This is a genomic window from Streptomyces sp. CA-111067, assembly GCF_050956065.1.
Classification (GTDB): Bacteria; Actinomycetota; Actinomycetes; order Streptomycetales; family Streptomycetaceae; genus Actinacidiphila.
The window spans coordinates 2938094-2962285 of sequence record NZ_CP192103.1 but is presented as its reverse complement, the minus strand read 5'-3'; the positions used below and the strand labels follow the sequence as shown (position 1 = coordinate 2962285).

The window sequence follows — 24192 nt, the reverse complement described above, 5'->3', positions numbered from 1 at the left end:
TCAGAGCTCCTCTGTGGCCGAGGCCATCTCCGCCGGGTGCGCGGCCGGTGCGGTCGTCACCACGACGAACTCGTTGTAGCGGAACAGCTTTCCCGCGGCGCGGGGCAGCGGGAAGGAGTACGTACGGCGCACCGTCAGACCGGCCGCCCGGGCCTGCGCGGCGAGTTCGGCGAAGCCGACGAAACGGACGTGGGTGGCGTCGCTGCGGAAGCCCGCCTCCTGCGGGGTGATGAACACCGCCCGGCCGCCTGGGCGCAGATACGGCAGGTAGGTCGCCAGCAGCCCGGCGCCGGTGTCCTCGTCCAGGTGCTCCAGGACGTGCGCGCACAGCAGGCTGTCGAACGAGCCCGGCGCGCAGCCGGCCGCCCCGCCGAGCTCGTCGGGGGTGTACGCGGTCAGCCCGAGATCCCGCGCGGCGGCCACCGAGTGCGCGTTGTGGTCCACACCGACGCTGCCCGGTTCGCAGTTGCGCAGGTTGCGGCCCACCCCGCAGCCGACATCGAGCACCCGGCCGAGCCGCAGCCGGCGCAGGTTCCACCGGTAGGGCGCCTGGGTGGGCAGCATCCGGCGCAGCGTGGAGCCGCCCGGGGCGAGCAGCCGCGCGGTGTAGCCGGCGGAGGTGGTGTCGTCGGGCATCGAGACGTCGCCTTTCGTGGGGCGGGGGGTCGGATTCGTCGCGGCGCCGGCGCTGTCGGCGCCCCTGGTTTCGGCGGCGGGCGCGTCGGGGTGCGGGTCTGCTTCCGCAGGGGCGTCGCCGGGGGTCCCGGCGTGGTTCCGGCCCGCTACCGCGGTGGCGTTCCCGGGGAGCCTGGCACGGTTCCCGCCTGGCGCCGCGGTGTCGTTCCCGGGGGTCGCGGCGGGGTTCCGGCCTGCCGCCGTCGTGGCGGCCCCGGCGTCCCTGCTTTCCGCTCCGGGCGCGCGGCGCAGCGTGTACGCCAGCCTCGTCGCCAGCAGCGCCGCCGCCGTCCAGGAGCCCGCCGCGTACGCGTACTCCACCCGCAGCCTGGCCGGGCCCGGCAGCAGCATCACCCCGGCGGTGACGGCCGTGCCCACCGCCCAGGCCAGGAGTTGCCGGCGCTGGCCGCCGGTGGCCAGCGTGCCGTTGCCGAGCAGATACGCCAGCAGGTAGCCGGTGGTGCCGAGGCCCAGCAGCGCGAAGTCGGCGTGGCCGAGCACCGGCGGGGCGGCGAGCAGCCGCTCGGTGACGGTCGGGCCGGCGAGGGCGGCGGGCACGGTGCACAGCACGCCGAGCGTCAGCAGGCCCCCGGCGCTGGAGCCGATGCCCCGGGCCAGGCCCGCGCGGTCGCCGCGGGCGGCGCGGTCGGCGAGATCGCGCAGCAGCGCGGCTTGCAGGGCGCCGACGAGGAACTGCGGGATGCGGACGAGGGTGAGGGCGCACAGCAGGGCGGTGATCAGGGCGGCGTCGTGCGGGGTCAGGGCTTTGGCGCCCAGCACGGGGGCGTTGGCGAGGGCCTGCGCGAGCAGCGCCCCGCAGATCAGGGGGGTCAGCCCGCGGCGGATCTCGTCTCGCCCTGGCGGGCGGGGGTGGGGGGTGGGGCCTTCCGGCCTATCCCGCCGGCCCGGTGGGCGGATCCGTTCGTTTTCCGGCTCGGCGCCGGGCCTGCCGTTTTTCCCACCGCCCCGCCCGTGCGGGTGCGTCCTTGGGTGCTGGTCTTCTGGTGAGTGGGGTCGGTGCCGGTCCGTGGCACCTCCTCGGATTTCCTCCGCGCGGGTTTCGTCGTCGGCTGCACCCCGGTCTGTCGGAAATCCTGCGGGGGCACCCCGGCCCGTCCCTTCCCAGGCCGAGTGGCGGCTCACGGCCGCTGGGGGGTGATCGGCGCCCAGGGTGGGTGGGGGTCCGGCATCGTCGGCGGCCGACCCTCGCTGGGGGGGATTGGCGGCCCCGGCCGGTAGCGCGCTCTTCGCCCGTGGCTCACGGGCGGTGGCGCGCAGGGCCTGGGGGAGGACCGCCAGCGTGGCGGTCAGGGGGGCCGCTGTCAGGATCAGGGCGAAGGCCGTGGGGGAATGGGAGCCGGTCACTAGGAGGGCGGCTGACAGGGTCAGGCGGAGGAGGCCGTCCAGGGTGAGTTGGGTGGCGTAGGCGGGGAAGAGGCCGTGGCCGGCCAGGAGGCCGCGGGTGGCGTGGGTGGCGGCCAGGGCGGTCAGGGCGCCGGCGAGGGCCCAGACGAGGGCGGGGTCGTTGTTGAAGGCGGAGCGGGCGAGGGGGGTGTGGGCCAGGGCGATCAGGGCCAGCGCGGCCGCCAGCAGGGCGGCGGCCACCGCCAAGCCGCGGCGCAGCAGAGGGGACGTGGGCTCGCCGGTGGCCACGCGGGCCGCCACCGCGCGGGTCAGTTCCTGCTCCAGCGGGAAGAACAGGCCGATCCCGGCGGAGAACGCGATCGTCCACAGCAGCGAGAGGCCGGACATCCCGACCGTGCTGAGGCTGCGGCCCGCCGCCGCCAGGTGACCGTAGGCGGCGCCCGCGTTCACCACCATGCCGACGCCGACCAGGCCCGTCCCGCGCGGCATGTAGCGCTGCCCGCTCACCCGCCCTCCGGGACCCGGCGCGGGGCGAACGCGTGCCGCAGCAGTGACGCCGCGGCCGGGCGCAGCGGGCGGGCGTGGGCGGCGGCGGTGGGGAGCAGGGTCAGGGCGTGCAGCCGGGACGACCAGTGGTGCCGGGCGGCGCGGGCCGCGCGCGGCCAGCCGTGGGCGGCCAGCCGGGCGGCGGCGTCCAGGAAGAAGCGGCGGGCCTCGTCGAAACGGGCCCCCGAAAGCGCCTGCGCCGACGACTCGCTGACCGCGTGCCTGCGGTACTGGAAGCACACCTCGGGCTCGGTGGCCAGCGTGCCGCCCGCCAGCAGCAGTTCGAGCACGACGGCCAGGTCCTGGATCACGCCCAGGTCGGCGCGGAACGGATGCCGGCGCAGGTCGTCGGTGCGCCAGCACAGGGAGGGGAAGTACAGCCAGTTGCCGCGCAGCAGGCTGACCGCCAGGTCCTCGCCGTGCAGCAGCGCCGCGTTCGGGCTCGGCGCGTAGACCCGTTTCTTGGCCGCGTCCACCAGCGTCCCGGTGGGCCGTCCCGAGCCGTCGATGACCTGCACCCCGGGCTGCACCATCGTGGCCCGCGGCGCCCGGGCCAGCGCCCGCCGCACGGTGCGCAGGTAGCCGGGCAGCATCAGGTCGTCGCTGCCCATCAGGACGGTGTACGGGGCTTCGGCCAGCTCCACGCAGCGGTTGAAGTTCCCGGTGACGCCGAGGTTGCGCGGGTTGCGCAGGTACCGCACCCGCGGGTCGCCGAGCGCCGCGAACCACTCGGGCACGCCGGTCTCGCGGCCGTCGTCGACGACGGTCAGCCGCCAGTCGTCGCCGTCCTGCGCGCGGACGCTGGCGACCGCCGCCTTCATCAGCGGCACGTCGCCGTAGTACGGCATCATCACGTCGAACCGGGCGCTCACCGCGGCACTCCCGCCAGCACCTCGGACCTCGGCGGCGCCGGCACCCGGCGGGTCAGGGCCAGCAGCAGCACCAGCGCGGTGCGGGCCAGGTACACCATCGCGCGCAGCGACGACTGGCTCGGCATGCCGGTGGTGCGGGGGCGCATCGCCACCGGCACCTGCCGCACCCGGTAGCCGCGGCGCAGCGCGCCGACCATGCTCTCCACCGTGTCGCCCAGGTACTCCGCCGGGTACCAGCGGGCGAAGAACGCGATCAGCTCCCGGTCGCAGGCCCGGAAACCGGAGGTCGTGTCGGTCAGCCGGGTGCCCGCCATCGGGCTCAGCACCATCGACAGCAGCCGCATCGACCAGCGGCGCGGCCCGCGGACCAGGTACTCGCCCTCGCCGGCGAACCGCGCGCCCACCACCAGGTCGGCGCCGTCCAGGGCGTCCAGCATCGCCGGAACGTACCGGGGGTCGTGCTGCCCGTCGGCGTCCACCTGGACGGCCGCGTCGTAACCGTGGTCGAGCGCGTAGCGGAAGCCGGTCCGCATCGCCCCGCCGACGCCCAGGTTGTACGGCAGCCGGGCGACCAGGGCGCCGGCCGTCTTGGCGGTGGCCGCCGTGCGGTCGGTGGAGCCGTCGTCGACCACCAGCAGGTCCGCGCCCGGCAGCACCGCCCGCACCTCGGACAGGACGGCGGCCAGGCCGTCCGCCTCGTTCCAGGCCGGCAGGATGACGAGCACCCGGCGGCTGCCGACGCCCGCGGCCGGACGCGGGCGCTTGTCCAGGCTCTTGCTGAGGCTGGCGTTCAGGCTGGTGCTCAGGCCGATGCCCAGATCGGTGCGCAGCGGCGGCGGCTCGGCGCCCAGGTCGGCGGGGGTGCCCGTGACGGGAAGCGCGGGAGGGCCGGGAGAGCCGGGCGGGCCGCCGGGCGGCCCGAGTTCCGCGGGGCGGTCGGCGGCGCTCACCGCGGGCCGCCGCTCGTCGTGACCACCGGCTGCCTGCCCGCGTCCGGGGCGCTCTGCGCCTGCTCCTCCATCGCCGCCCTGATCAGCGCGATCTCCTCCGCCAGGGTGCGGGTCTCCTCCTCCAGCCGGCTGGACTCCCAGCTCAGGTGGATGCAGACCACGAGCAGCAGCACGATGCCCGCGAACAGCACCAGGCTGACTCCCGAGGCGATGCCGATCCGCCCTGCCACCGAGTCCAGCATCTGCGGGAAGAGACCGAGCGGCACCACCGCGGAACCCACCGCCAGCCACAGCGCCGCGTACTTCTCCTTGAGCTGGTGGCGCCGCAGCAGCTCCAGGATGCAGCCCAGCAGGGCGAGCGCGGTGAGCGAGGTGACCACGGTCAAGTGCACGGCGATGCAGACCCTTTCCTGACGTCCCGCGGCGCCCGGGACGCGGGACGCCCCGGGTGCCGCGGACCCTGCGTGTGGTGCCGGTCCTGCGGCGCCGGGTGAGCGCGCCGCCCGGAACCGCTGCTGCCATCACACGCGGGGGCCGCGCAGCAGCAGGTCCGCCACGCGGGCGGCGGCCCCTCCGTCGTCCAGATGGCAGAAGGCCGCGCGGAAGGCGTCGTAGGCCGCGGCCCGGGGCGCGGCGGCCGCGGCCGGGTCGCGCAGCGCCTCGATCAGCTCGTCCGTGCCGTGCAGCAGCGGTCCCGGCGCCTGCGCCTCGTAGTCGAAGGCGAAGCCGCGCAGCGTGTCGCGGTAGTGGGCCAGGTCAGGGGTGTGCAGCAGGATCGGGCGGCCGGTGACCGCGTAGTCCACCAGCACCGAGGAGTAGTCGGTGACCAGCACGTCGGCGGCGAGCAGCAACTCGGCCAGGTCGGGGTGGCCCGACACGTCACGCACGAAGCCGCCGGCCGGCACGGTGTCGGCGACCAGCGGGTGCGCCCGCACCAGCAGGACGTGGGTGCCGCCCAGCGCCGTCTCCAGCGCGGCCAGGTCGACGGGCAGGTGCAGGCGGTGGTGCTCGGCGTCGTACGCCTGGTCGTCGCGCACGGTCGGCACGTACAGCGCGACGGTCCGCCCGGCCGGGATGCCGAGCCTGGCCCGTACCTCCTCGGCGATCTTGTCGCGGTCCTCGCCGCACAGCAGGTCGGTGCGCGGCAGCCCGGTCTCGGCGGTCTCGCCGTCGAAGTGCAGGGCGCGGCGCAGCGCCGCGGTGCTCTGCGCGTTCGGCGACAGCAGAACGCTCCACTGCGCGCCGCGCCTCGGCTGCGGCCACATGTGGGTGAGGTCGGCGCACAGCGTGCCGGCCAGGTCCAGGCCGATCCGCTTGACCGGGGTGCCGTGCCAGGTCTGCACGACGTGCTGGCCGGACCGCCGCTGGAACCAGGCCGGCAGGTGGGTGTTGGTCACCACGTGCCGGGAGCGGGCCAGCGCCTCGTACCAGGCGTCGCTGCCGTACCGGACGGACCTGGCGGTGGCCGGCACGTCCGCCGTCTCGTCCCGCACCACCCACAGGTGGTTCAGCACGACCCCGCGCCGCACCAGTTCGTCGTGCACCGCGCGCGGCGAGTCGCCACAGCCGCGGCCGTCGAAGCTGCTGTACAGGACGGTGTCGGTGAGCGGCCTGCGCAGCAGCACCGGGTAGCGGCGCTCGCGCAGCAGCCGTTGCCGGTACGGGCCGCGGTCGGCGGCGGGCACGGTGGAGCCGGCGGCAACGAACAGGTGGTCGTGGAAGCGGCGGTCCAGGCTCAGCGGGCGGCCGGCGTCGGCGGCCTCGCCGCCGGGCCCCGCCGACAGGTCCAGCGGCAGGCCGGCCATCGCGCCGAGCGCGATCCTGACCGGGGTGTCCCGGCCGCCGGCCCGCAGGTGCAGGTACCACCGGCCGGCGTGCGGCAGGCCGGTGACGTCCATGTCGGCGGTGAAGCGCCCTCCGTCCACGGTGAGCTCGCCGGGCCGCTCGGCGCCGTACGTGCCGTGCCGCAGCATCAGCCGCGGCCGGTCCGCTCCCGCCACCGCCGGGTCGGACGGGAAGTCGCCCTCGATCCGCAGCCGGCCGCCCGGGGTGCGGGCGACGGTGTCGGCGGTGGCGTGCGGGATGCGGTCGCGCAGCACGAGGTTGCCGGCGGCGGTGGCGTCGACGGCCAGTTCGCGCGGGGTGCCGGCCAGCCGCTCGTCGGGGGCCAACGGGTAGCGTCCCGCGGGCAGTTCGCGGTCGAGCGCGATCCGGGCGGTGCCGCCGTCGGCGAAGACCACCTCGGCGGTCCAGCTCGCGGTGGTCTCCGGCGCGACCTCCTTGGGCACGCCGTCCATCGCGGGCCGCGCCCCGGCCAGTTCGCCGAGCCCCACGGTGGCGGTGGCCCGCATCCAGCCGTCCGCCCCCCGCCCGCCGGCCGCGGCGACCAGCGGATGGTCGAAGACGGCGCCGGTGGACTGCTGCACCAGCCGCAGCGAGTCAGGCAGCGTGCGGTCGCGCAGCGCGAGTTCGAGCACGACGGCGCCTGCGGCGCTGCGTGACGCGGCGAGCGGCGTGGCGGCGCGGTCGTCGCCGTCGCCGGTCGGGGTGCTGCCGGCTGGGGTGGTGGTGCCGTGCGGCGAGCCTGGCGTGTCGGCGGTCGGGGTGCTGCCGGCCGGGGTGGTGGTGCCGTGCGGCGAGCCTGGCGTGTCGGCGGTCGGGGTGCTGCCGGCTGGGGTGGTGGTGCCGTCGCCGCCCCGCGTGCCGTCGGCCGCCGGGCGGCCGGCCGCACCGGCCTCCGCGCCGGAGGCGGGCGAGTGGCCGGTCAGCCGGCGGGTGACCCGTTCCACCGAGAGCTGGAGCCGGCCGTCCTTGTACCAGGGCACCAGGCGGGTGTCGTCGTCCAGCCGGTACGGGACGGGGGAGGAGCCGGCGCCCGCGTCGTCCGCGCGGATCGCGGCGGGGCGGACGATCGAGCCGCCGGCCACCACGATGCCGATCCGCCACTGGCCGGACTTCCAACCGCCGTCCTTGCGCAGCCGGTCGGGATCGACGGTGATCTCGAACCCGGACCAGTCGTAGCAGTGCCGCTCCTGCTGCCCGGTGTCGGTCACCTCGGGCGCGGCCACCGTCCGTACCGGCAGCAGCAGTTTGCGGCGGCCGGACATCGCCACCGCCGACTTCAGCGACGAACGGCGGCTGCGCGCGTCGACGTTGCGGATGTACGCGTAGCCCTTGAGCACCAACTTGCCGTCCTGCCAGCGCACATCGCGCAGCCGGGCGGTGACCGGCAGGTCCTTGGGACCGACCGCGGCGGCGGCCCGCGGCATCGGCACCGGGCGGCCGTCCGGCCCGGCCACCACCGCCCGCTTGCGCAGCGGCGGCCCGGCGAGGTCGAACACCGTACGGCCGCCGTGCCGTTCGTGGCCGAGTAGGGTCAGCAGGTCGTCCATCCGGCCGTCCCTGATCAGCTGCCAGCGCATCCGCAGCTCGACCGGCAGCTGCGGGTACAGCGTCGGGTCGACCCGGCTGAGGTAGTCCTGCACCCCGGCCAGGAACACCCGGTGGTACTCGGGTCCTGCCATCGGCAGCGCCTCGATGAAGTACAGCAGGTCGTCGGTGAGCACCGAGCGGTCGTAGTCCCGCTTGTGGCCGCTCCAGCGGGTGTTGGCCGGGTCGGCGAGGAACCGGGACACCCCGTCCACCGCGGCGATCCGGTCCCGTACGCCCTTGACGTCGGTGCGCCGCCGGGTGATCGAGCCCTCCCTGATCCGCCAGTAGTAGACGTGGTGGTGGGTCACGTCCACCGCGTCGGCCAGGAAGTGCGCCGGGATCGTCACCGGCGTGTCCTCGTACAACACGCCCTCGGGGAAGGCGAGTCGGTGCTTGTCCCAGAAGTCGCGGCGGAAGACCTTGTTCCACGCGACCCGGTCCGACAGCAGCCCGAGGTCGCGGGTGATGTGGGTGCGGGAGACCGTCCTCGTCATCCCGCGGTGCTGCCAGGCCTGGCTGCGGCCCTGCGCGGTCAGCCGGTAGACGTTGCCGGTGGCGAAGTCCGAGCCGGACCGGTCGAGCAGCCCGACCAGGTGCTCGTAGGCCCGCGGCGGCAGCACGTCGTCGCTGTCGACGAAGGTCAGGTAGGAGGAGTCCGGATCGGCGTGCCGGGCGCCGGTGTTGCGGGCGTGGCCGAGGCCGCCGTTGTCCTGCCTGACCAGCCGGAAGCGCGGGTCGCGGTCGGCGAACGCCTGCGCGAGGGCCGGACCTCCGTCCGTCGACCCGTCGTCGACCATCACCACATCCAGCTCGGGAAAGGTCTGCGCGGCGATCGACCGCAGGCACTCCTCCAGATACTGCTCGACGTTGTAGACGGGGACGACGACGGTCAGACGGGGCGTCATGACGGACAACGCTCCTTTCGGGACGGCGGCGGCAGGCAGACCATGCCGAGTGCTCAACTCCGCCCGGCCGCGGCGGTCACCGTATGTGAGCCGAACGGGCGAAACGGCCCGCTTTTTCGACAGGGAGTACCGGGGCGATTACGCTCAGAGGTCATCCCCCGCCGGAAACCACCGATGTGTACCAGGATGGCCATGCCCCGCTTCAGCCTCATCGTCCCCGTCCACCGAGCACAGGGCTTCCTGCGGTCCTGCCTGGAGTCCGTGCTCGCGCAGTCCTACGGGGACTTCGAGGTGATCGCGGTGGACGACGCCTCGCCCGACGCGTGCGGCGCGATCATCGGGGAGTTCGCCGCCGCCGACACCCGGTTGGTGCCGGTCAGGCTGGAGCGCACCGGCGGCACGGGACCTGCCAGGGACGCGGGGGCGGCCATGGCCGGCGGCGACTACCTGTTCTTCCTCGACGCCGACGACCTGCTGCGGCCCGGCGCGCTGGCCGCGATCGACGCCCGGCTCGGCCGCACCGGCGACCCCGACGTGCTGCTGTTCGGCCACCAGCGGCTCACCGTCTGGGACAACCTGCAGAACGACGACTTCGGCGACTTCCTCGCCGAAGCGGCGGCGGGGGACGAGGTGTTCACCGCGGCCGACCGGCCGCAGTGCCTGGGCGGCCGGGCCGCGGTGTGGAACCGGGTCTTCCGGCGGGAGTTCTGGAACGGCGGGCCTGACGGCGGCGGCGCCCGGCCCGGGGACGCGGGACCCGGCGGCACGGCGGCCGGCTTCCGGTTCGGCGACGCCCCCTACGCCGACCTGGCCGCCGCCGACACCGCGCTGCTCACCGCCGAACGCGTCGCCTGCCTGGACCGGGTGTGCGTGACGTGGCGCAAGCGGCGCCCGGGCAGCGGCAACGTGGACAGCGTGCGCGGCCCGCACCACCTGGCCGTACTCGACCGGTACGAGGCCCTGTTCGAGCTGGCCGGCGCCGCCTCCGCGGTCCCCGAGAAGACCAGGAAGGCCCAACAGGCCGCGCTGTACGGGCAGATGGCCGCCCTGCTGATGACCGTCTGCGAGGACCGGCTGAACCCGGACGCGCGGCCGGAGTTCGTCCGCAGGGCCGGCCGGCTGCTCACCGGCCACCGCCCGGCCGGCTGGACCGAGCCCGAGGGCCGCGAGGGACGCTGGCTGCGCGCGGCCGGCACCGGCTCGTACGGCCGCTTCCGCGCGCTGCTCGGCAGCCAGGACTGGCGCAGGGGCCTGGCCAAGAAGGCCAGGGCGCGCAGGCACGCGCTGGCCCGCGGCGCCTTCCAGCGCTACTACCAGCTGCGGCTGCGCCGCCCCGTCGACCCCCACCTGGTGCTCTACGCGGCCTACTGGAACCGCGGGGTGTCCTGCAACCCGGCCGCCGTCTACTACAAGGCGCGCGAATACGCCCCGCAGCTGCACGGGGTGTGGGTGGTCAACAAGAAGGACCGCGAGCGGGTGCCGGCCGGCGTCGACCACGTGGTGGTCAACTCCCGGCGTTACTGGGACGTGCTGGCCCGCGCCAAGTACCTGGTGAACAACGCCAACTTCACCGGCAACGTCGCCAAGCGCCCCGAGCAGGTCTACCTCCAGACCCACCACGGCACCCCGCTCAAGCACATGGGCATGGACCTGCGCGCCCGGCCCGCGGTCGGCAAGGGCATGAGCTTCGCCCGGCTGCTCGGCCACGCCGACCAGTGGGACTACTCGCTCGCCGCCAACCAGCACTCCGCCGAGGTCTGGGAGCGGGTCTACCCCAGCGGCTACCAGACCCTGCCCAGCGGCTACCCGCGCAACGACGTCTTCTACACCGCCGGGCCCGACGAGGTGCGCAGGGCCCGCGAGCGGCTCGGCCTGCCGGCCGGCACCACCGCGATCCTCTACGCGCCCACCCACCGCGACTACCAGCGCGAGTTCGTGCTGCCGCTGGACCTGGAGCGGCTGGCGCGGCGGCTCGGCCCCGGATACACCCTGCTGGTGCGGGCGCACTACTTCTACGGCGACAACCCGGTGCTGGAGGCGCTGCACGCGGCCGGCACCGTCAAGGACGTCTCCAAGCACCCGTCGGTGGAGGAACTGGCCCTGGCCTCCGACGCGTTGCTCTGCGACTTCTCCTCGCTGATGTTCGACTACGCCAACCTGGACCGGCCGATCGTGGTGCACGCCGCCGACTGGGAGGCCTACCGGGCCGCCCGCGGCGTCTACTTCGACCTGCTGTCCGGGCGGCCCGGCGAGACCCCCGGGGTGATCGCGCACGACGAGGCCGGGGTGGCCGAGGCGTTCACCGGCGGCGCGTGGCACGGCCCGGAGGCCGCCGAGCTGCGGACGGCGTTCCGCGCCCGGTTCTGCTCCTACGACGACGGGCTGGCCGCCGAGCGGGTGGTGCGCCGGGTCTTCCTCGGCGAGCCGGGGCTGCTGCCATACCGCCCGCTCACCGACCGCCGCCCGGCGCCGGCCCCCGCACCGTCCCCGGAGCAGGCGGCGGCGCTGCCGTCGGCGTGAACGGGCCTGACGGGGACGGGGGTTGAGGGGCCGCCCGGCGGGAACCCGCGGCCCCGCCCGCTACCGCGACGTCGCCGGCCCCGGCGCCGTCTGCTGCCCGGCCGGCGCCCGGCGGAGCAGCGTCGGGGCGGGGGCCGGGCGGCGCGCGTCGAGCGGGACGACGGCGGGCAGGCCGCCGTCCTCGCGCAGGAAGATCCGGCGCACCACCCGCTCGGCCGCGTGCCCGTCGTCGTACGCGCAGAACCGCTTGCGGAACGCGGCCCGCAGCTCCGCCGAACGCGGCCCGCACCAGGACCCGGTGGCCAGGATGTCGGTCAACTCCTCCTGGCTGCGGGCGACCAGGCCCGGCGGCCGGGTGGTGATGTCGAAGTACGTGCCCCGAGAGGCCCGGTAGGTCTCCCAGTCCTCGGCGTGCACCACGATCGGCCGGTCCAGGCCCGCGTAGTCGAACATCAGCGACGAGTAGTCGGTGATCAACCCGTCGGAGGCCAGGCACAGTTCCTCCACCGACCGGTGCCCGGTCACGTCCACGATCCGCGGGTGCGCGGGATGGCCGACCGGCGGGTAGAGGTAGTGCGTGCGCACCAGCAGCGTGACGTCCGGGCCGAGTTCGCCGGCCAGCCGCAGCAGGTCCAGCATCGGCCGGAAGCCGCGCCGGTAGTCGCGGTGGGTCGGCGCGTAGAGCAGCACCGTGCCGGTGCGCGGCACCCCGAGCCGGTCGCGGATCGCCGACACCTGGTCCGCGGACGTCCGGTGGAAGACGTCGGTGCGCGGCTGCCCGTACTCCAGCGAGGTGAACGCCGCCGGGTAGGCCCGCTCCCACACCAGGGTGGAGTGCCGGCTCGCCGACAGGCTGAAGTCCCAGCGGTCGGCGTGCGTCAGCAGCCGCGCGAAGTCGGTGTTGCGGGCGGCGGCCGGGTGGTCGCGCAGGTCGATGCCCATGTGCTTGAGCGGAGTGCCGTGGTGGGTCTGGACGTTGACCTGGCCGGCCCGTTTGACGTACCCGCGGGGCAGGTTGACGTTGCTGACCAGGTAGGAGGCGCGGGCCAGCGCCGTCCAGTACCCGGCCGAGCCCGGCTCCAGCCGGGCCACACCGGCCGGCAGGGTGTGCGCGTGGTCGTCCGTGGTCACCCAGGCGGTCCGCATGTGCGGCGCCAGCTCCCGCAGCCGCTCCTCGATCGCCGCCGGGTTGCAGGAGTAACCCCGGTTCCAGTACGCGGAGAAGACCGCCAGGTCCGGGTCGAGCGGGCGGCGCCGCTGGAGCCGGTAGTGCACCTGCAGCGCGGCGGCCCGCAGCCCCCGGTAGCCGGCCCCGGCCCGCTCGGTGCCGCGCAGCCGCAGCCGGTGCGCCGCGCCCAGCGCCGTGAACGTCCGCCGGGCGCCCAGCGACACCAACACGTACCGCACCCCGCGCCGCCCGCCGGGCAGCCCGCCCGCGCCCCTCGGCCGCAGCCTGCGGTACTGCTCCCGGCAGCGCCTGAAGTAGTCGGGCCGCGACGAACGCGGCAGCCGGTCGGGGTGGTTGAAGACCGCGGTCAGGTGGTCCGCCATCCGGCGGAAGAGCGCCGGGCGCCAGTGCTCCAGCTCCGGGTGGCTGTCGAGGAACGCGAACACCAGGTCGTACTGCCGGAAGATGTCGAAGTGCCGCCGGCTGGTGGTGCGCAGGATGCTGCCGGTGCGGCGCTGCCGGTAGTGCACGCACACCCGGTCCAGCAGCGCGATCGTGCCGGCCGACATCAGCGCCGGATACGTCCACGGGGTGTCCTCGTAGTAGCCCGCGGGGAAGGCCAGCCCCAGCTTGTCCACGAAGTCGCGGCGGTAGGCCTTGTTCCAGGCCACCATGAGCAGTTGGAGCAGCTCCGGCCGCTGGTCGAGGGTGAACACGGCCGGTCGGCCCGCCGGTCCGCCGTCCGCCGGTCGGCCGTCCGCCGGCCGGTCGTCGGCCAGCAGCGCGGCGAGCTGGTTGCGCTTGGCCTCGCCGCTCCAGAACGTCCGGTCGTAGTCGAAGATCAGCACGTCCGGCTCCGCGGTCTCGGCGAGCCGGCCGGCCACCGCGAGCAGCGCGCCGGGCGCGAAGGTGTCGTCGCCGTCAAGGAACAGCACGTAGTCGCCGCCGGCCTGCGCCAGACCGGCGTTGCGGGCCCGGCCGAGGCCGACGTTCTCCGGCAGGTGCAGCACGCTGACCCGGCGGTCCGCGGCCGCGAAGGCGTCGGCGATCTCGCCGCAGCCGTCCGGCGAGCGGTCGTCGACGACGATCAGCTCGAAGTCGCCGAAGGACTGGGCCAGTACGGATTCCAGGCAGTCGTGCAGATACGCCTGCACCTTGTACACGGGCACGATGACGCTGAAGCGGGGCACAGCACATCCAGGTTCGACACGGGAACGGGGGCCGTACGGGCGGCAGTCGGCCGCGGCATTTCCGAACTGTGCCCGTATATCCCCTGGAACGTCTGGCCGCGCCGCGGGTTACGCCCCGCGGCGCCGGCTTCCCCGCAGGTGGCGCCGCTGCCGGCGGCTACGGGGCCTCGACCCGGTGCTGGGGCGGGTTGCGCCGCCGCCGGGCGTTCCGGAATCGGATCACCGCCTTGGTGATGAACGGCGGCAGCACGTTGACCAGCAGCAGGCTGATCCCGGTGCGGCCCGGCGCCTTGTGCCGGCCCTCCGGCTGCGCGGCGGGCGTCGCGACCGGTTCGGGCGCGGGTTGCGGCTCCGGCTCCGGCGGCTTCCGGTGCCGGGACGGCGGCTGCGGCGGCAGCACCGCGTCCATCCCCTTCACCCGCACCAGCGGATGGCCGGCCACCGACTGCACCTCGTGCCAGACGTCCGTCCGCCCGTCGAGGAACGCGATCAGCTCCTCGCGGAGCGGGTCGGCGTCACCCCAGGTGCCGTAGAACTTGGTGCCGCTGACGCAGACCGGCTTCAGTCCGTGGTTGACGACCGCCTCCCAGGTCGCCGCGGCCACCCCCGGTGTGTGCTCGGAGCGGTAGTCGTCCAGCGCGACGACGCCCTGCGGGTGCAGCAGTTCGGCGGCCCCCTCGATGTCGGCCCGCACGTGCTCGTACAGATGCGAGGCGTCGACATGTGCGAACCGGCAGCTGCCCGGCGCGACCTCGCCCCGCACCATCGACGACAGCCCCTGGAGCACCCGCGGCAACTCGTCGTGGAAGGACAGGTAATTGGCCTCGAACGAGTGACGGGTCAGCGAGGCATACGAGTACCGCATCTCCGCGGAGTTCGCGTCGTCCTGTGCCGGGGTGTCGAACAGGTCGCACACCGTGAAGGTGTCGCCCTCCCGCAGGTAGCTGCCGAGGAAGATCGCGCTCTTCCCCATGTAGGCGCCGACTTCCAGCAGGTCACCGGCCTCCCCGAGCCGCTGCTGCCGGCTCAGGAACCAGTCGAACATCACCTGGTCGATGGCGAAGAACCAGCCCTTGACCTCGGCAAGCTCAGTGGGCGCGGGCAACCCGGCCCCGCTCGCCGGGACTTCGGTGGGGGTGACGGTCATGGAGGGCGTGTCCGTTCGGTGCGGCTGTGGGGGCGTCAGTCTAGAACGTCCCCACACGTCGCGTATTCATACTTTTTGGCACCCGGCGCGCACCGTGACCGATATGCCGCGACGGCCGGGGTGCGTCAGTCGCCGGGGCCGTCGGCGCCGAGATAGGTCAGCACGGCCCGGACCCGGCGGTTGGTGTCGGTGTCCTCGGCGAGGCCGAGCTTGGCGAAGATAGTGGTGGTGTACTTGCTGACGGAGCCTTCGCTGAGGAAGAGCCGGCTCGCGACGGCCCCGTTGGAGAGCCCCTCGGCCATCAGCTCCAGGACCGAGCGCTCCCGCTCGGTGAGGGTGGCCAGCGGGTCGGCCCGCTTCGGCCGGCCCAGCAGCTTGGCGATGACGGTGGGGTCGAGGGCGGTGCCGCCGCCGGCGACCCGCTGGAGCGCGTCCATGAACTGGCCGGCGTCCAGCACCCGGTCCTTGAGCTGGTAGCCGATGCCGCCCTGCCCGTCGGCGAGCAGTTCGCGCGCGTAGAGCTGCTCCACGTGCTGGGAGAGGATCAGCACCGGCAGCCCGGGCACGGCCCGGCGGGCGGCCAGCGCGGCCTGGAGCCCCTCGTCGGAGAACGTCGGCGGCAGCCGGACGTCCACGACGGCCACGTCCGGCTTGAGGCTGGTCATCGCCTCCAGCGCGGCCGGTCCCGACTCGACGGCCGCGACGACGGTGTGGCCGAACGCCTCGACCAGGCGCACCAGCCCGTCCCTGAGCAGGAAGAGGTCCTCTGCTATGACAATTCGCACGGCACCGCCACAGTGATCCGAGTGGGTCCGCCGGCGGGGCTGGAGATCTCCAGCCGGCCGCCGAACGCTGTCATGCGGCGCTCCAGGCCGCTCAGTCCTGAGCCGGAAGGGGTGCTCGCCCCGCCGACCCCGTCGTCGCCCACGGTGGCGGTCAGGGTGCCCGCCGCGTAGTCCAGTACGACGTCGGCCCGCCGCGCGCGGGAGTGCTTGGCCACGTTCGCCAGCAGTTCGGCGACGGCGAAGTACACGGCCGCCTCCACCGGGCGTTCCGCCCGCGCCGGCACCCGGGCGACCACATCGACCTCCACCGAGGAGTCCAGGGCCAGCGCCCGTATGGCGTCGACCAGGCCGCGTTCGGTGAGTACGGGCGGATTGATGCCGCGCACCAGCGAGCGCAGTTCGGCCAGCGCGGTCGCGGACGAGGCCCTGGCCTGGGCGATGATCGCCTTGGCGGCCTCGGGGTCGGTGTCCACGAGCTGCTCCGCAGCGCCCATGGACATGCCCATGGCCACCAGCCGGGCCTGCGCCCCGTCGTGCAGGCCGCGTTCGATGCGCTCCAGTTCGGCGGCCTGGGTGTGGGTCAGGTCGGCCCTGATCGACTCCAGCTCGGCCACCCGCCGTCCGAGCCGGGTACTGGGCACCGGGCCGAGGAGACGGCGGGCGAACGGCGCGAGGATCCGCCAGCCGAAGGGCGCGGCGGCCAGGCCGGCCACCAGCAGCGCGACGCCGTAGCCGGTGCGGCCGGGCGTCAGCGCCAGGTAGCCGCCGCAGCCCAGCGCCAGCAGGGGCGCGGCCGCGACCGGCAGCACCGTGACCGAGGCCGCCAGGCACCACAGCCCGTCCCAGTGCAGCTGCGGGTCGTGGAACCTGGCCTGCACCTTGGCCCGGCGCCGCGCCTCCCGCTCGGACCCGTGGAACTCGTGGCCGTCCCACCACTGGCCGGTGGCCATCCTGGTGACCGGCGGGACCGGGCGGTAGGCGACCTCGATCCGCAGCCCGAGCCACGCCGCCGCCCGGCGCCGCGCGGCCCCGGCCAGCGCCCTGCTGGTGAACGGATGCACGCTCCACAGGCCCACCGCGACCCACAGGACCACCATCAGGGTCTCGCCGATCGCCGCCAGCACCCGGAGGGCCGCCGGGGCGGTCGATCCGTCGGACCAGGAGTACGCCAGCGTGGCGCCCCAGTACCCGACCGGGACGGCGACCAGCGGCATCAGGCAGGTGAGCGCGGTCAGCACCAGGGACCGGTACAGGCCGGCGCCGATCGCCCGGCAGCAGCGAAGCGGAATGCCCCCCGAAGCCGTTTTCATCACGCCGTCCCCCTCACCCTGGTGATCATTATGCAGCCGGCGGACTTGTCCCGGCCGGTGACCGCGAACGTACCCACCCCGCGGGACGGCGGATACGGAGCCGGGCCCCGTCCGGCGGTGGGTCCAGCCCCACCCGGCCCTGAGGCCAGACCCATGTCGCGCTGACCAGGCGCTCCGTAGCGTTTTTTCCACCACGACGACGGAGGAGAACACCATGGCGAACACCACGGCCGGCACCCGCACCGCCCGCACCACCCCGCTCGACGACTCCGCGCGGACCGAGGCATTCGAGACGGTGGACACATACATCCGGCTGTTCGGCGCCGTCAGCGCCATCGCGCTCGCGACGGTGGCCGTGACAGCGCTGGCCGGCCACACCGCGACCCCGTTCATGTGGGTCCGCGGCGCGATCCTGCTGGCGGCGGCCCCGCTGCTGCGCCGGATGGCCGCCCGCGCCTCGCAGGGCTCGGCGCGGGACTTCGACCGGCTGCGCACCCTGACCGCCGTCTCACCGATCACCCTGATCGGCGTCGACCTGATCCCGGGCCTCTGCCCGGCCTGGTACGCCGTCCTCCAGGGCCTGTCCGCGCTCGCCCTGGTCGGCGTCGCCGTCCTCACCCGCAGCGCCGCGCTCAGCGCCGCGTTCCCCAAGCAGAGGTGACCCCCTGACCCCCTGACCCCTGACCCACTACCCCGGTAAGAGACCACGGAAAGAAGCGGACACCATGAGTGACAAGACCTCGAAGACCGACGCCATCGACAGGTTCTTCGCTGCCTATGCCGGCTACGACCTGGACGGCATGCGGGCGGTACTGACCGACGACGTCGAGTGGACCATCCCCGGCCACCACGCGCTGTCGGGGACCAAACACGGCGTGGAGGAGGTCGCGGCCTTCTTCGCCCAGCTCGGCAAGGCCGGCTTCCAGGCCGAGCCGCTGTTCCTGGAGGCGAACGAGGAGTACGTCGTGGACATCCACCGCGGCTGGACCACGCAGGGAGAGGGCAAGGTCAACACCACCTGGGCCCTGGTCTGGCACTTCAACGCCGAGGGCAAGGTCGACCGGGTCGTCAACCTCTCCGGCGACCAGCACCAGATGGACGCGTACGTCTGGAACAACTACACGCTGGCCCCGCTCCCCGACCGGCTGGTGTGACCGAATCGGGAGACGGGACACGGTGCCCGAGCGCTCAGGGGCGGGGCGGGTCGGAGACGTCGAGCGCCGCCGCCGGCGGGGCCGCCGCCCGTTGCAGCGCGCTGGCCAGCAGGGCCAGGTCCGTCGGGCCGTTGCCGAGCTCGCGGACCTGGCGGCGGGCCGGCGGATCTCCCATCCGCTCCCACTCCACCGCCACCACCGTGGGCCGCAGCGTCGCCGTCCGGGGGATCCGGCCGCTCACCCGGCCGGCCTGGAAGGCGGTCACCCCGCCGCCGGGCCGCCGCACGTAGCCCCGTCCGGGCACCGCGTCGTCAAGCCCCGCCGGGTCCTCCACGTGCACGACGAGCGCCGCCGACTCCGGATCGGCCATCCGCAGCGCGATCCGCAGCGCCGCCCGCTCGTCCAGCTCCGTCCCGGCCGTCCGCTCGGGCCGGCCCGTGGTGGCCACCAGGTGGACGCCGAGCCGTTCGCCCTCCCGGGCCACCGCTTCCAGCGCCCGTACGACGCTGCCGGCGGCCGGCCGGCCAGAGCTGCCGAGCCCGGGCGCGACGAGCTCGTCGAAGTCGTCGACCACCACGACCAGCCGGGGCAGCGCCGGGTCCTGGTCCTGGCCGCTCTCGGCGGTGGCCGTGCCGGGGGCCGCCGCCCGGGCCGTACGCCCGCCGGGGCCGCCCTGCGCCGGCACCGTCGGAGCGGACGACGCGGCCGGAACCACGGGCGCGGCCGGCGCCGCCGCCCGCAGCGCGTGCCACGCGCCGAACGGCTGCCCGCCCAGCACCTCGTCACGCCGCTTCAGCTCGGCGGTGAGGCCCTGCGCGAACTCCCGCATCCGCACCGGGTCGGAGGCCACCAGGTGCGTCTCGACGTGCGGCAGGTCCGCCGACGTCAGCAGCCCCTCGCCGCGCTCCTGCCCGGCGCCGTCCACCAGCACCAGGGCCAGCCGGTCGGGGCGTTCGCCGGCCGCGAGCGCCGCCGCGACCGACCGCAGCAGCTCCGTCTTGCCGGCGCCCGCCGCGCCGCCGATCAGCGTGTGCGGGCCCTCCGTCACCAGGTCGACCACGACCCGGCCGGCCGCTCCCGTGCCCAGCACGACGGTGGCCGACGGGGCCGCCGCCGGCGCGTCCGCCCAGCGCGCGGCGACCTTCGCGGGCGTCGCGAGCGCGAGATCCAACTCTTCGAGCAGCCGGACGCTGCCCGGCAGCGCGTGCCGCCACCGCGCGCCGGACGACTCTGCGTCGGCCTCCCGCAGCGGGGCGAGCGCGCGGGCGAAGTGCTCGGCCCACGCGGCGGAGACGGCGTCCAGCACGATGTCGTCGGGCGCTTCCACGCCCGCGCCCGCGTCTGACGTGCCGCGCGCGGACTCGATCCGCAGCGTCGTCGCCACGTCACCGGACAGCCAGGCCGTCACCCCGTCCTCTATCACCGGCCGCTCGCCCGCCTCGGCCAGACACAGCACGTGCACGCCGACCGACGGCCCGGCCAGCGCGATCCTGGCCACCGTCTCGCGCAGCCCGGCCGAGCCGGGGTCGCCGTCGGCCACCAGGACGGTGAACGGCCCCTCGTGGCCGGCCGCCGCAGCGGCCACCGCTTCGGCCGGCGCCGTGGCCCAGCCCGCGCCGAGCGGACCGGCCTCCAGGCGCCGTACGAGCTCGGCGGTACGGGCCTCCGCCTGATCGCGGTCGAACGCCAGCAGCAGCCGGCAGTCCTGGCCGTGGCCGGGGCGCAGATGCGGCAGCCAGTTCAGCCAGGACCACTCCTCGGCGCGGCGGTCCGCCGCGCGGGCGCGGTCCGCGCTGAGCAGCACGACCTCCAGGGTGGCGGGGGAGTGCAGCGCGGCGAGCTGCGCCAGCACGGCGCGGGCAAGGCCGGCCAGCCGCGGGCGCGGGCCCGCGAGAGTGAGCGCGGAGGTGCCGGGGGCGCGCAGATCGACGGTGAACGGCACGGCGTCCAGCAGCCGCGAACCGTCCCGCGAGGGCAGGTCGGCGGTGCCGAGCCGCACGGTCAGCACGTCCGGGTGCCCCGGCCCGCGCTCCCACAGCCGCCGGCCGGGCCCGAGCGCGGTCAGCAGCACGGCGGCGGGATCGGGCCACCGCTCCCGCAACGACTCCGCCTCCCCGACGTCCCCCACGCCCCCGCCCTGCGAGCTCCCGCCCCCGCCGACACCGCCGCCCCCACTCAGCCGCCGCCGCGCCCAGGCCCCTATCGACCCGACAAGCCCACCCCGCTCGACATCCCCACCCGCCGCTTTCCCCAGCCCCCGCCGCTCCCCAGTAGCCCGCCGCGCACTCTCCCGCGCTTCCCCGCGCGGCTGCCCCGGATCGCCATCGCCGCTGCCCGCCCCCGGCTGCGGATGCCCACTCGCGGCGCCCTGCCCGCCACCCTGGGGGCTCACCGCGCCCCCGCGCGCCTGCTCATACCCGCTCGGGTCGCCGGGGTGCCGCTGCCCGCCCGCCGGCTGGGCGTAACTGCCCGCGTTACCGCCGTGGGTGGCGTCCGTACCGGCCGCGTGGCCTGGCTGCGTGGGCCCGCTCGCCGGCAAGGCGTACTGGCTGCCTTCGGTGCCAGTTCGGTCTGCCGTGCCTGGCTGGGCGTAGTCGCCGGAGGCGGCGTGGCCCGGTTCGGCGGGCGGCCCGGTTGGGGGCTGGGGGTGAGCTTGGCTGGGACCGGTTGGGGCGCCGGGGGTCCGCTCGGGGGAGCCTGCTTCGGCCGGGGAGTGGTCCCCGGGTTCGCGCTCCGGGGCGTTGCCCGGGCGGGAGTGGGCGTTGGCGGGGGGCCGGGCCGTGTCCGTGGGGCCCGCCTCGCCGGGCTCGGCGTAGGTGCCGGGCTGCGGGTGTTTCGTTGCGGGGTGGTTCGTCGGGCGTGGCTGGGGCTCGCCTAGCGCCGTCGTCCCGCCGTGCGTGGGGGGCAGATCGCGGGGGCCAGTGTGGGGCTGGGGCGGGATCGTCGGGGTCGGGGCGTGCTGGTCGTAGGGGGCCGGGGACGCCTCGGGGGTTGCGTGCTGGTCGTACGGGTCCGCTCCGCGCGGGCGGGGGAGCGGCGCGGTCGGGGACGCCGGGGGCTGCTCCTCGCGGAGGGCGACGCGCAGGTGGCCGTCCGAATCGGGGACCGACGGCAGCGGCGCGGGCGCCGGTGCGTGGGCCCCGTCCAGGCGGAGCGTCGACTCTCCGATGCGCAGCAGCGCCCCCGGCGGCAGCGGCGCGGGCCGGGGCCCGACCGGCCGCCCCGCCACACTCGTACCGTTCGTGGAGCCGAGATCCATCACCGTGACCTCGCCGTCCGCGCCGACGGCGACCTCGCAGTGCAGCCGCGACACATCCGGATCGTCGAGCGGCACATCCGCCTCGGACGAGCGGCCGATCCTGGCCTGCCCGCCCGGCAGCAGATGCACCCCGCCCGCGTCGGGGCCGCCGACCACCCGGAGCCTGGCGACCTCCGCGGTCGGCAGCCCGTACTGCCCGTACGTGCCGTACTGCCCGTGGTCCCCGTGCTGGTCGGGCGGCCCCTGCAACGACACCAGGGCCCCGTCGACCAGCGGCGGCACCCCGAGCACGGCGGTCGGCGCGAGGCGCTGCGGCCCCGCGTAGAGCACCACGGACGCGGCGGACGACCTGCCGCCGGGCTGCCCGGAACCCGCTGCGGAGGCCAGCGCGCCGGCCACCGCCCCGAGCGCGGTGCCCGCGGGCGCCGTGATGAGCACGTCGAAACCGCGTGCCGCCCGGCCGCTGCGCGGCCCGAGGACGGTCAGCCGGATCTGCATCTCGTCCGCGGTCCCTTCTGCCCGGGCCCGGGCAGGCGGCGGGAGTCCCTACCCCTACCGCGCGCGGGCGCGTCGACACCTACAAACACGTACACCAAGCACACCGGGCAACACCTACACCGAGCACGCGCGGCACGTCGAACGAGCTCGCGCAATCCCGAGCCGCACGGCCCCAGTTGCCCCCCAGACCGTACGCATGCATCATCCCACCCGCCACTGACAGCCCGTGGCCGGACCCGTCTCCGGTGATCTTGGGTGAACGTTCCTCCGCCGCCATTGGCGTAATCTGCCGTAAAGAGTTCCAAACAGACCGAAACTCGTCCGAAACGCTGCTCGAACGGGCCGTAAACAGACCACCGAGCGGCCGGAACCGATCCCCCGACCGTCCCCGACACCGGCCCGACCGTCCGCCCGACCACCAGCCCGACTGTCCGCCCGACCACCGGCCGAGCCGGCCGCCGGCCCACCCGCAGGCAACCACCCGCACCTCCCAGGCGTCCTACCCGGGAATCCGGTGCGCGCGGCCGGCCGCCCGAGCCGCGTCGCGTCCCGCCCCGGCCCGGCGGCACTACGCTTGGCCCCTCGGACGCGGGGAACGAATGACCGAGAGCCACTACGGAGCAGGGAGCGCATGACGTGCGGCCGGTAGGCAGCAAGTACCTCCTGGACGAACCGCTGGGACGCGGCGCCACGGGCACCGTCTGGCGCGGCCAGGTGCGCGACGAGCAGGGCACCGCCGTCGCCGTCAAGGTGCTGAAGGAAGAGCTGGCCGGCGACCCCGACGTGGTGATGCGCTTCCTGCGGGAGCGCTCGGTCCTGGTACGGCTGCGGCACCCGCACATCGTCCGGGTCCGGGACCTGGTGGTCGAGGGCGACCTGCTCGCGCTCGTCATGGACCTGATCGACGGCCCCGACCTGCACCGCTACCTCCGCGACAACGGCCCCTTCTCCCCGGTCGGCGCCGCCCTGCTCACCGCCGCCATCGCCGACGCGCTCGCCGCCAGCCACGCCGACGGCGTCGTGCACCGCGACCTCAAGCCCGCCAACGTGCTGATCGCCACCCTCACCGACGAGGACGGCAACGAGCGGATGCACCCGATGCTGACCGACTTCGGCATCGCGCGGCTGGCGGACTCGCCGGGCCTGACCCGTACCCATGAATTCGTCGGCACGCCCGCCTACGTGGCGCCGGAGTCCGCGCAGGGCCGGCCGCAGACCTCGGCCGTAGACGTCTACGGCGCCGGCATCCTGATGTACGAACTGGTCACCGGCCGCCCGCCCTTCCGCGGCGACAGCGCCATCGAGGTGCTGCAGGCCCATCTCAACCAGGAGCCGCGCCGCCCCACCACCGTGCCGGAGCCGCTGTGGACGGTGATCGAGCGCTGCCTGCGCAAGGAGCCCGACCAGCGGCCGAGCGCGGAGAGCCTGGCCCGCGCGCTGCGGGTGGTCGCGGCCGGCATCGGCGTGCACGCGAGCCCGGCGCAGGCCGAGGCGGCGCTCGGCGTGGCCGGGCTGCTGGCCCCTGACGAGACGCCGACGCTGGTGCCCGGCAGCGCGCAGCGTCCCGCCGTCGGGGACGCCGATCCGACCGAGGTGCTGCCGTCGGGGCAGGGCGGCGCGCCCGCCTACGACCCCAACGCCACCACCGGCGTGCTGAATTCGGGCGCGGCGCAGGCCCCCGACGGCACGCGGCTGCTGCCGCCGGTGCCGGGGGAGGGGCCGCCGCAGGCGCAGGGGCCGCACCCGTGGGAGTCGCAGCTCAGCGCGGCCAGGCACCGCAACGACCAGACGGAGGTGCGGTATCTGCCGCCGGAGCAGGACCCGCTCCGGCACCGCCCGCACCGCCAGCCACCGGCCCCGCAGCCCCCTCAGCAGCAGCAGTACGGCCGCCAACAGCCGTACGGGCAGCAGGGTTACGGCTACCCGCAGCAGCAGCAACAACAACAGCCGCAGCAGCAACCGCAGCAGGGCCGGCGGCAGCAGGAACCGCGCTACCAGGCGCCGCCGCCCCAGCAGCCGCAGCAGGGCCGGCAACCGCAGCAGCGCCAGCAGGCGCCGCAGCGCTACGAGCCGCAGCCCCAGCGCTACGCGCCGCCCGCGCCCGAACGGCCGCGCGAGGCACGCGAACCGCGCGAGCCGCGCCGCCGCAGCGCCAACCCGGTCAAGATCCCCGGCCTCGGCTGCCTGAAGGGCTGCCTGGTGGTCATCCTGGTGATCGTCGTGATCTTCGTGATCGTCTGGTACACCACGCCGCTGCCCGACTGGGTGAACAGCACCCGCAACCTGTGGGACGCGACGTCGAGTTGGGCGAACTCCGCCTGGGACAAGATCTCCTCCGTCACCGGTGACTCCGGTGGCGGCGGCTCCAACGGCTGACCCGCGCACCTTCCGGGTATCTCGCTCACCCTCGAGCGCG

14 protein-coding genes are annotated in these 24192 nt (G+C 75.1%); 4 read left to right on the top strand and 10 right to left on the bottom strand.

The genetic code is table 11. The features are described from left to right. The 5 genes from ACQPW6_RS12835 to ACQPW6_RS12815 all read right to left on the bottom strand — a co-directional run bounded on the left by ACQPW6_RS12835 (position 1) and on the right by ACQPW6_RS12815 (position 8745). A complete protein-coding gene (locus ACQPW6_RS12835) occupies positions 1–2547 on the bottom strand; it encodes a methyltransferase domain-containing protein (protein ID WP_433889721.1) in 2547 nt (848 codons plus the stop codon). After that, on the bottom strand, positions 2544–3458 hold the full coding sequence (locus tag ACQPW6_RS12830) for a glycosyltransferase family 2 protein (protein ID WP_433889720.1): 915 nt from the start codon (positions 3456–3458) through the stop codon (positions 2544–2546). Before ACQPW6_RS12830 ends, ACQPW6_RS12835 begins: the two co-directional genes overlap by 4 nt. Further along, complete coding sequence (locus tag ACQPW6_RS12825) at positions 3455–4408, bottom strand: glycosyltransferase family 2 protein (RefSeq protein WP_433889719.1); 954 nt, start codon at positions 4406–4408, stop codon at positions 3455–3457. The genes ACQPW6_RS12830 and ACQPW6_RS12825 overlap by 4 nt, the downstream gene beginning before the upstream one ends. Continuing rightward, complete coding sequence (locus ACQPW6_RS12820) at positions 4405–4800, bottom strand: DUF2304 domain-containing protein (RefSeq protein WP_433889718.1); 396 nt, start codon at positions 4798–4800, stop codon at positions 4405–4407. The genes ACQPW6_RS12825 and ACQPW6_RS12820 overlap by 4 nt, the downstream gene beginning before the upstream one ends. A gap of 129 nt (positions 4801–4929) precedes the next feature. Beyond that, positions 4930–8745: a CDP-glycerol glycerophosphotransferase family protein gene (locus ACQPW6_RS12815; RefSeq protein ID WP_433889717.1), complete on the bottom strand. Its 3816-nt coding sequence runs from the start codon at positions 8743–8745 to the stop codon at positions 4930–4932. A gap of 192 nt (positions 8746–8937) precedes the next feature. Between ACQPW6_RS12815 and ACQPW6_RS12810 the strand changes: the two genes are divergently transcribed. Next, on the top strand, positions 8938–11265 hold the full coding sequence (locus ACQPW6_RS12810) for a bifunctional glycosyltransferase/CDP-glycerol:glycerophosphate glycerophosphotransferase (protein ID WP_433889716.1): 2328 nt from the start codon (positions 8938–8940) through the stop codon (positions 11263–11265). A 60-nt stretch (positions 11266–11325) separates the two neighbouring features. Here ACQPW6_RS12810 and ACQPW6_RS12805 read toward each other — a convergent pair whose 3' ends face one another. The 4 genes from ACQPW6_RS12805 to ACQPW6_RS12790 form a co-directional block, all read right to left on the bottom strand. Next, entirely contained in the window at positions 11326–13623 is a 2298-nt protein-coding gene (locus ACQPW6_RS12805; protein WP_433889715.1) for a bifunctional glycosyltransferase/CDP-glycerol:glycerophosphate glycerophosphotransferase, read from the bottom strand. 157 nt (positions 13624–13780) lie between these two features. Further along, on the bottom strand, positions 13781–14770 hold the full coding sequence (locus ACQPW6_RS12800; RefSeq protein WP_433889714.1) for a class I SAM-dependent methyltransferase: 990 nt from the start codon (positions 14768–14770) through the stop codon (positions 13781–13783). 125 nt (positions 14771–14895) lie between these two features. After that, the gene (locus tag ACQPW6_RS12795; protein ID WP_433889713.1) at positions 14896–15555 is read right to left on the bottom strand and encodes a response regulator transcription factor; all 660 of its coding nucleotides are present in this window, start codon (positions 15553–15555) and stop codon (positions 14896–14898) included. Then, a complete protein-coding gene (locus tag ACQPW6_RS12790; protein ID WP_433889712.1) occupies positions 15540–16865 on the bottom strand; it encodes a sensor histidine kinase in 1326 nt (441 codons plus the stop codon). Before ACQPW6_RS12790 ends, ACQPW6_RS12795 begins: the two co-directional genes overlap by 16 nt. A 214-nt stretch (positions 16866–17079) precedes the next feature. On the opposite strand from ACQPW6_RS12790, the gene ACQPW6_RS12785 reads away from it, so the two are divergent. Next, positions 17080–17526 carry a hypothetical protein gene (locus ACQPW6_RS12785; RefSeq protein WP_433889711.1) on the top strand — a complete coding sequence of 149 codons (447 nt, stop codon included), beginning with the start codon at positions 17080–17082 and terminating at the stop codon, positions 17524–17526. Between the two features lie 64 nt (positions 17527–17590). After that, complete coding sequence (locus tag ACQPW6_RS12780; RefSeq protein WP_433889710.1) at positions 17591–18019, top strand: nuclear transport factor 2 family protein; 429 nt, start codon at positions 17591–17593, stop codon at positions 18017–18019. 34 nt (positions 18020–18053) lie between these two features. Here the strand turns inward: ACQPW6_RS12780 and ACQPW6_RS12775 are convergent, their stop codons facing one another. Continuing rightward, positions 18054–21776 carry an FtsK/SpoIIIE domain-containing protein gene (locus ACQPW6_RS12775; protein WP_433889709.1) on the bottom strand — a complete coding sequence of 1241 codons (3723 nt, stop codon included), beginning with the start codon at positions 21774–21776 and terminating at the stop codon, positions 18054–18056. Positions 21777–22412: 636 nt separating this feature from the next. On the opposite strand from ACQPW6_RS12775, the gene ACQPW6_RS12770 reads away from it, so the two are divergent. Beyond that, positions 22413–24152: a serine/threonine-protein kinase gene (locus ACQPW6_RS12770; protein WP_433889708.1), complete on the top strand. Its 1740-nt coding sequence runs from the start codon at positions 22413–22415 to the stop codon at positions 24150–24152. Positions 24153–24192 lie beyond the last annotated feature (40 nt).

Bases quoted from the DNA above. Each gene is read 5' to 3' on its own strand.
- ACQPW6_RS12815 (WP_433889717.1), bottom strand. From the start codon at position 8,745: ATGACGCCCCGTCTGACCGTCGTCGTCCCCGTCTACAACGTCGAGCAG.
- ACQPW6_RS12810 (WP_433889716.1), top strand. From the start codon at position 8,938: ATGCCCCGCTTCAGCCTCATCGTCCCCGTCCACCGAGCACAGGGCTTC.
- ACQPW6_RS12800 (WP_433889714.1), bottom strand. From the start codon at position 14,770: ATGACCGTCACCCCCACCGAAGTCCCGGCGAGCGGGGCCGGGTTGCCC.
- ACQPW6_RS12790 (WP_433889712.1), bottom strand. From the start codon at position 16,865: ATGAAAACGGCTTCGGGGGGCATTCCGCTTCGCTGCTGCCGGGCGATC.
- ACQPW6_RS12785 (WP_433889711.1), top strand. From the start codon at position 17,080: ATGGCGAACACCACGGCCGGCACCCGCACCGCCCGCACCACCCCGCTC.
- ACQPW6_RS12780 (WP_433889710.1), top strand. From the start codon at position 17,591: ATGAGTGACAAGACCTCGAAGACCGACGCCATCGACAGGTTCTTCGCT.
- ACQPW6_RS12775 (WP_433889709.1), bottom strand. From the start codon at position 21,776: ATGCAGATCCGGCTGACCGTCCTCGGGCCGCGCAGCGGCCGGGCGGCA.